The organism is Limnoraphis robusta BA-68 BA1 (genome assembly GCF_034932365.1).
Taxonomy (GTDB): Bacteria; Cyanobacteriota; Cyanobacteriia; order Cyanobacteriales; family Microcoleaceae; genus Capilliphycus; species Capilliphycus robustus.
Window position 1 is genome coordinate 1 of sequence record NZ_JAYGHR010000119.1, and the last position, 7,253, is coordinate 7,253.

A 7,253-nucleotide genomic window follows, 5' to 3' on the forward strand; every position below is an offset into this window, starting at 1 on the left:
CGCCTCCCGAGAGACTGATCTCTGCTTAAGTGGGGAAACCCAGTTGAGTAAGTCAACTCGACGAAAGAGGAAACCCAAACAGTGATGTTTGGAATCTCCGTCGTTTACGGCGGAGAGGATGTCAAAAACTTCTAAAAATGCGACCCTGATCAGGTTAATCTTGATGATGTAGGTAAGAAGCAAATTTGAGGAGACTGGTTTGGAACGCACATTTATCGCCATCAAACCCGACGGTGTTCAACGCCGCCTCGTGGGTGAAATTATTAGCCGCTTTGAGGAGAAGGGATTTACTCTTGTTGGTTTAAAACTGATGAGTGTGAGTCGAGAACTAGCCGAAAATCACTATGATGTTCACAGAGGGAAGCCCTTTTTTGATGGTCTTGTGAAGTTTATCACCTCTGGCCCTCTCGTGGCGATGGTCTGGGAAGGTGACGGTGTTGTAGCGGCGGCTCGTAAAATGATTGGTGCAACCAACCCACTGACGGCAGAACCTGGTACAATTCGGGGTGATTATGCGGTCAGTATTGGTCGCAACCTGATTCATGGTTCTGATGCAGTCGAGACAGCTCAACGGGAGATCAGCCTGTGGTTCAAAGAAGAAGAACTCAGCGCTTGGGAACCGAGCATTATGTCTTGGCTCGTTGAGTAATTAACAAGAAATTAGGGGATTTCAGGGATTGAAAATTAACTCATCAATCCCTTCTTTCCCTAAAGTCAAAGCTATTCCATACTTCGGGAAACTCGGCGCTCAGAAAATCCCCAAACAAATAGCCCAACCGTTATGACAATCAACAACCATTCTGGGGGAACATAGAGAGGATTGACCACTCGAAACAGTAGCCGCAGTCCCACTAAACCAACGGTTAGATAACCTGCGGTTTCTAAATGGCTGTATTCTTTGAGCCAACGGATAAATAATCCTGCTAGAAATCTCAAAGCAATAATACCAAGCGAAGCACCGACGATCACCAACCAAGTTTCATCTGCAACAGCGATCGCTGCGGTGACACTATCAAGAGAAAAGGCTAAATCCGTCATGGCGATCAAAGGAATGACTTGCCAGAGTGAAGAGAAGCGTTTGCTACCGGATGATTCATCCTCGTCTTCTTTGGTAAAGTATTGAAACACCAACCACAATAGATATAATGCCCCAATTAGCTCAAATTGCCAAAACTGGATCACCCAAGTCGCAGCAATAATCAGAGCGATTCGTAAAACAAAAGCTAATATTAAACCGATGTTGAGAGCTTTACGCTGGAGTCTCTTGTCTTCTAAGCTACCAGCAATTGAAGCGAGTGCAATCGCATTGTCAGCCGATAGCACTGCCTCTAGAGCAACCAGAATAAACAGCAGAAAGAATACATTAAGACCCACTTCGGGCGAAGAAACTTCTAACACTTGATGCCACATTTACGATGTTATTGATTCTATGATACTATGTATTTTTTTTTACAACGGGTAAACCTAGACCACTTCCAAAGCTGGCACTTTTCCCCATCGGGGGAGCGTGAACATCTTAAACTCCAGAAGCCATCAATCCCCATTTACCCCAGACAAATGAGAACACACTTCAATAATCTTAACGTAAGTTGCTGAAAATTTACAAACCCGGGTTAAGCTCAAGAATCCCCATAGGTTTTACCAAGACCGGGTAGAAAATTTGTTTAAACTTGTTACAAACTCTTCCCAAAATGCTCAATATAGCTGAAATTTGTGAACAATCGACCTCTAGAATTAGGAGTTTTTTAACGATGGCTCTATCAGATACTCAAGTCTTGGTTGCTTTGGTGATTGCTTTGTTTCCGGGAATCATGGCTTTCCGCTTGGCAACTGAACTGTACAAGTAAGTCTCGTCAATTGATATCCCTGAAACATTAAGGCTTCTGTGTGTCACACCCAAGCCCAGGAGTTCAGGGATTAAGCTGTTCTCGACCGTTAAACTGAGCTAGACCCCTATCCGTGCTGAACCAGCAATTGCTCTAACTCACCTCGTTTAACAGTCGAGACGGTTTTTGTTTGACTAAGTGAACACAGAATACTCAGTTCTTTTATTTGTATGCTTAACTGGTATTGAGGAACCTAGAGGTTGACCTCCGGAGACTCGTAAAAGTTTATACCGTTATAGAGAAAGAATATGCAAGCGATTCAGCCCGTTACTCCGGTTAAACCCCCAGTTCAACTACGGAGTCGCCGCTTCAATCATCAAGTCGTACAACAACGACGTTCTCAACGTCACCGAGCGCACGCGATCGAAGCCAGTGTGAAGTTGGTGACAAACGTCTTACTCTCAGCTTGTGTCGTTTCTGCTTTAGTGCAGATTCTGCCCTACTATCGTTCGGCCGAAGAAAAGCTTAGTCAGATTCAATCTGAAGTTAAGTTAACCCGAGAGCGAGTAGGCGCAGAGCAAGCCGATTTCCATCGGCATTTCGATCCTCAACAAACGGCCAGTATCATGCAGGAGTATAGCAATAGAGTTGCACCCGGACAGCGACAGGTGATTTGGCTAGAAGATTTTACCGTCGAGCAAACAGAGTCGGCTAACTCTCCTGAATATGCAGGGTTACATTAAACAGTGAACAGTTATCAGTTATCAGTGACCCAACGGGATAGGCAGTTGCTCCTTGATGGAAACCACCAAGACCGCACTGCCTCACCAGTTTTTACAGTTATCAGTTATTACCTGTTCACTGGTCACTGGTGACTAACTAGGAAGCGTCTGCTAGGGCAAACTGAGAAACCAATAGATCAACAGCAGCTTGATACTGAGGATCAGCTTCAGTGGCGATCTGACTTCGGGTTAAAGCTTTGGTCGGCACAATTTGATCCGGCTTAATCCCGAGTTTGTTAATATCATGGTGAGCTGGGGTTTCGTACTTGGCAACCGTTACCGCCAATCCCGAACCATCTGGCAAATCAAACAGCGATTGAATTAACCCTTTACCAAAGGTCTTTTCACCCACCAGTTGAGCGCGAAGGTTGTCTTGCAAGGCTCCGGCGAGAATTTCACTCGCACTGGCTGTTCCTTGATTGACTAATACCACCAAAGGGTCTTGGGTGAGTGATGAACCCACAGCATCAAAACTTCCTAAAACCCCCTGACGATTGACTGTATAAACGATTGTTCCTTCTTCGAGCCACAATCGGGCAATTTCAACACCCGCTTGCAAGAGTCCACCCGGATTGTTTCGCAGATCGAGAATATAAGCTTTCGCCCCTTGACGGTTTAAAGTTTGAATCGCATTCGCGACTTCTTCCGTCGCATTGGCGCTAAACTGACTGAGGCGAATGTAACCAATCGGAACCGCCGACGACTTAGAATGCAGTTGTGCAAATACCGGATTGAGAGCAATCCGATCACGTTGGAGTTCGATCTCCTCTATTTTATGGGTATCAAACCGTTCAACCGTTAGCCTCACCGTCGAACCAATTGGCCCACGCATATGGGTTGCGGCTTCATCGAGAGTCAGTTCAGCCGTCGAGAAGTCATCAATTTTGAGAATGCGATCGCGAGGTTGAATTCCCACTTGAGCCGCCGGAGAACCGTCAATCGGAGCAATAACCGTTAACTGTCCGGTTTCAGCATCAAGAGCAATTTGCAATCCCACCCCTGTTAGTTCTCCCGAGGTACTCACCTGTAAGCTGCGATACTGATTGGGTTTGAGTAAACGGGTAAAGGGATCGTCCAAACTCGCCAGCATCTTCTCGATGGCTTGATAAGTTTCTTCTCTATTTTCTAACGGTTGACGAATTGCTTTTTCGCGAATGAACCACCAGTTTTGATGGTTAAAAGTTTCATCGACGTAGGCTCGGTTGACAATACGCCATGTTTCACTGATCAGCTTTTGTTCATCCGTGATTGCCAATGCAGGCGCAGTCCATCCTCCGACAATTACGGTTAGTTGCAGAACAATGACCAGTACAATCTGAAAAACTCTTTTGTGCATATTACCTAACTTTAAGGTTTTCCTGGACTTTTGGGCAAGCTGTTCTCAGAAATGGAGCTAGTGGCTCTATCGACTGAGACAGCAATGATGTACAGATTGGCATACAACGGCTTTAGCGTGATTAACCCCTGTTTGAGACCACTTGATTCTTGATGGTTTTGTGAAATTATAGTTAAAGTTATGTTACATTTTTGAAGGATGGGTAAATAACTGAGGGCAATCTGCTTGCCAGCTCAGAGGAGTTGTACCATTATCTCAGTCACTCTTGTAAACTGAATATTAATCCTTTAGTGATTCTGAGATTTAGTAGTCTCTATGCTAGCTTAGAAGATCTAAAGTAGTAGAGAGTCAAGTGGAGCGGTTCCACAGACTTCGGAAACCTCGCCTGTGATCGACCGCGCTAAGTCGAAACAAGCTTTGAGCTTGAATTCATCTCAGTTCGCGCCGAAAACCTTAGAATCGAAAGTTGTGAGGTTTAGGTCTCCCACGTCTCTCTACGAGTAGGCAGTGGGAGGAGGTGAATCACCCAATCCAGACAGCAATTCATTTTTAGGAATTCTAGCTTCATGTTCTCAAAGGAAATAGAAGAATCAAAAGCATTTCAGTGGTTTAACGAGCGTCTAGAAATCCAGGCGCTCGCAGATGACATTACCACCAAGTACGTTCCTCCCCACGTCAACATTTTCTATTGTCTGGGCGGAATCACGCTGGTCTGTTTCTTGATCCAGTTTGCAACTGGATTTGCGATGACCTTCTACTACAGACCGACGGTAACAGAAGCTTTCACTTCTGTACAATACATCATGACGGAAGTCAACTTCGGTTGGCTGATTCGTTCCATCCATCGCTGGTCTGCCAGTATGATGGTGCTGATGATGATTCTCCACGTTTTCCGCGTTTACCTGACAGGCGGTTTCAAAAAGCCTCGTGAACTCACCTGGGTTACAGGTGTTGTTTTGGCTGTGATCACCGTTTCCTTTGGGGTAACTGGATATTCTCTCCCTTGGGATCAGGTGGGATATTGGGCGGTTAAAATTGTATCTGGGGTACCGGAAGCGATTCCAATCGTTGGTTCTACTTTGGTTGAATTGATGCGTGGAGGTTCAGCAGTTGGACAAGCAACCTTAAGCCGCTTCTACACCTTACATACCTTTGTATTGCCTTGGCTGATTGCTGTGTTCATGTTAATGCACTTCTTAATGATCCGTAAGCAAGGCATCTCAGGCCCGTTGTAAGGTGAAGTAGAGTAGTTTTTGCTACACTAATCAGCATCACTCAAAACCATAATTAGAACCATTAGTGACCGAATTACTTGAGAAAGGAGACTCAGTATAACGATGTCAACATTAAAGAAACCGGATCTCAGTGATCCAGTATTACGCGAGAAACTTGCCAAGGGTATGGGCCATAACTACTATGGTGAACCCGCATGGCCGAATGACCTACTCTATACCTTCCCGGTGGTAATTGTCGGCACCTTTGCTTTAATTGTCGGTTTAGCTGTACTTGATCCGGCGATGATTGGTGAACCGGCTGATCCGTTTGCGACGCCTTTGGAAATCCTCCCCGAATGGTATCTGTGGCCCTCCTTCCAAATGCTGCGGGTTGTCCCCAACAAATTGTTAGGAATCACCCTGATGTCTGCCATTCCTCTGGGTTTGATTCTGGTTCCTTTCATTGAAAATGTTAACAAGTTCCAAAACCCCTTCCGTCGTCCTGTCGCAACTGCTATTTTCCTGTTTGGAACATTTGCAACCCTGTGGTTAGGTATCGGAGCGACTTTCCCAATTGATAAGTCTCTGACCTTGGGCTTGTTCTAAGCTTTAGCATTCTCTAAATCTTGTAACGTATTTAGATACCTGTGGGTTTCAATGTAGGCTGTACAAGAGTCTATCAGTGAAACTTTCACAGGTATCAATATTTTTATGTTTTTTTGATGCCAATAAACCCAGTATTTGCTGTAATAGAGTAAAAAAGAGTTGTATTAGCACGATAATCACAAAACTTGGACAAGAAAATAGATATCAACCCCCCGTTCTTGTGGTGCTTCCTGGAAATATTCTCTTGTGAAGGAGGCATTCAGTCCTATGTTAAAGATATTTTAGATGCTTACCTAGAGCTGATTGAACCTCGGGGAAAGTTTGATACCCCTTCCAACTTCCAAAGTGAAATCTTACTGTTGCGAGATGCTCCTGGATGCCCAAACCCCTATGAAAACAGCAATATTAAGTTTCATTATCTCAAAACGAAAGTCCCGACCCTCGGACGCATTCGACTCGCCTTAACCCTTTTGGGATGTTTACTGACAAACCGTCCTCAACGGGTGTTCTGTGGTCATATTAATTTAGCGCGTGTCGTCCAAGTGATTTGTCAACCCTTTGGAGTCCCCTACACCGTACTCACCTACGGAAAAGAAGTCTGGGAACCGCTTCCCCTCAAATATCGGAACGCCCTGCAAAAAGCCGACGAAATTTGGACAATTAGCCGCTATAGTCGAGATCGAGCCTGCCAAGCCAATCAACTCAACCCAGAAAAATTTAGACTGTTACCCTGCATGGTCGATGGCGATCGCTTTACTCCCGGTGCAAAACCGCCCCACCTGATCGAAAAATATGCTTTACACCATGCCAAAATCTTAATGACCGTTGCGCGTTTATGGTCGGGAGATATCTATAAAGGCGTAGATGTTACGATTAGAGCCTTACCACAGATTTCCCAAGCGATCAAAAATGTTAAGTATTTAGTGATCGGACGAGGAGACGACCAACCGCGTTTAGCGAAGTTAGCCGAAGAATTAGGCGTTGCAGATCAGGTAATTTTTGCAGGATTTGTCCCGACTGAAGACTTAGTAGAACATTATCGCGTTGCCGATGCCTATATCATGCCATCTCAAGAAGGATTTGGTATCGTGTACTTAGAAGCGATGGCTTGTGGCATTCCGGTTTTGTCGGGTGATGCGGACGGTTCGGCTGATCCCTTGCAAGACGGAAACTTAGGATGGCAAGTGCCTCACCGAGATGCCGATGCGGTCGCCAAAGCTTGTATTGAAATTTTGCAAGCGGAAGACCAACGTTGTCAGGGTGAATGGTTACGACAACAAAGTTTAGAACAGTTTGGTCAAGAAGCCTTTCGGGTGCAACTCCAAAAACTGCTGAATTTGTCAGTAGTATCATAGAAGAAAGGGTCAGCTTCTCCCGTTAAATCGAAGATTATAACGGGAGCTTGCGGAGAAACACTGGACTCCAAGCAGTGAGCAAGCTGAATAGCCCACTGAGTTCTTTGACGTTACACACTTCCTTGTGCCACACC

Annotated in this window: 8 protein-coding genes; 6 read left to right on the plus strand and 2 right to left on the minus strand. The window is 45.2% G+C overall.

The window, feature by feature from the left end; translation table 11 throughout:
* Window positions 1–199: 199 nt before the first annotated feature.
* A complete protein-coding gene (ndk, locus tag VB836_RS30090; RefSeq protein WP_323225207.1) occupies window positions 200–649 on the plus strand; it encodes a nucleoside-diphosphate kinase in 450 nt (149 codons plus the stop codon).
* A 71-nt stretch (window positions 650–720) separates the two neighbouring features.
* On the opposite strand, the gene VB836_RS30095 is transcribed toward ndk, so the two are convergent.
* The gene (locus tag VB836_RS30095; RefSeq protein WP_323225209.1) at window positions 721–1,410 is read right to left on the minus strand and encodes a TerC family protein; all 690 of its coding nucleotides are present in this window, start codon (window positions 1,408–1,410) and stop codon (window positions 721–723) included.
* Window positions 1,411–1,751: 341 nt separating this feature from the next.
* Here VB836_RS30095 and psaM point away from each other — a divergent pair, with 341 nt between their 5' ends.
* Both psaM and VB836_RS30105 read left to right on the plus strand, forming a co-directional pair.
* Window positions 1,752–1,847, plus strand: a complete 96-nt coding sequence (gene psaM, locus VB836_RS30100; RefSeq protein WP_072075595.1) for a photosystem I reaction center subunit XII — start codon at window positions 1,752–1,754, stop codon at window positions 1,845–1,847.
* A 287-nt stretch (window positions 1,848–2,134) separates the two neighbouring features.
* A complete protein-coding gene (locus tag VB836_RS30105) occupies window positions 2,135–2,569 on the plus strand; it encodes a slr1601 family putative cell division protein (RefSeq protein ID WP_046279522.1) in 435 nt (144 codons plus the stop codon).
* A 136-nt stretch (window positions 2,570–2,705) separates the two neighbouring features.
* Here the strand turns inward: VB836_RS30105 and ctpA are convergent, their stop codons facing one another.
* A complete protein-coding gene (gene ctpA / locus VB836_RS30110) occupies window positions 2,706–3,944 on the minus strand; it encodes a carboxyl-terminal processing protease CtpA (RefSeq protein WP_323225211.1) in 1,239 nt (412 codons plus the stop codon).
* Between the two features lie 566 nt (window positions 3,945–4,510).
* Between ctpA and petB the strand changes: the two genes are divergently transcribed.
* The 3 genes from petB (at window position 4,511) to VB836_RS30125 (ending at window position 7,119) form a co-directional block, all read left to right on the plus strand.
* Complete coding sequence (gene petB / locus VB836_RS30115; protein ID WP_323225213.1) at window positions 4,511–5,179, plus strand: cytochrome b6; 669 nt, start codon at window positions 4,511–4,513, stop codon at window positions 5,177–5,179.
* Window positions 5,180–5,281: 102 nt separating this feature from the next.
* Window positions 5,282–5,764, plus strand: a complete 483-nt coding sequence (gene petD, locus VB836_RS30120) for a cytochrome b6-f complex subunit IV (RefSeq protein WP_046279519.1) — start codon at window positions 5,282–5,284, stop codon at window positions 5,762–5,764.
* A gap of 185 nt (window positions 5,765–5,949) precedes the next feature.
* The gene (locus tag VB836_RS30125) at window positions 5,950–7,119 is read left to right on the plus strand and encodes a glycosyltransferase (protein WP_323225215.1); all 1,170 of its coding nucleotides are present in this window, start codon (window positions 5,950–5,952) and stop codon (window positions 7,117–7,119) included.
* Window positions 7,120–7,253: the final 134 nt, after the last annotated feature.

Bases quoted from the DNA above. Each gene is read 5' to 3' on its own strand.
- petD (WP_046279519.1), top strand. From the start codon at position 5,282: ATGTCAACATTAAAGAAACCGGATCTCAGTGATCCAGTATTACGCGAG.
- VB836_RS30105 (WP_046279522.1), top strand. From the start codon at position 2,135: ATGCAAGCGATTCAGCCCGTTACTCCGGTTAAACCCCCAGTTCAACTA.
- VB836_RS30095 (WP_323225209.1), bottom strand. From the start codon at position 1,410: ATGTGGCATCAAGTGTTAGAAGTTTCTTCGCCCGAAGTGGGTCTTAAT.
- psaM (WP_072075595.1), top strand. From the start codon at position 1,752: ATGGCTCTATCAGATACTCAAGTCTTGGTTGCTTTGGTGATTGCTTTG.
- petB (WP_323225213.1), top strand. From the start codon at position 4,511: ATGTTCTCAAAGGAAATAGAAGAATCAAAAGCATTTCAGTGGTTTAAC.
- ctpA (WP_323225211.1), bottom strand. From the start codon at position 3,944: ATGCACAAAAGAGTTTTTCAGATTGTACTGGTCATTGTTCTGCAACTA.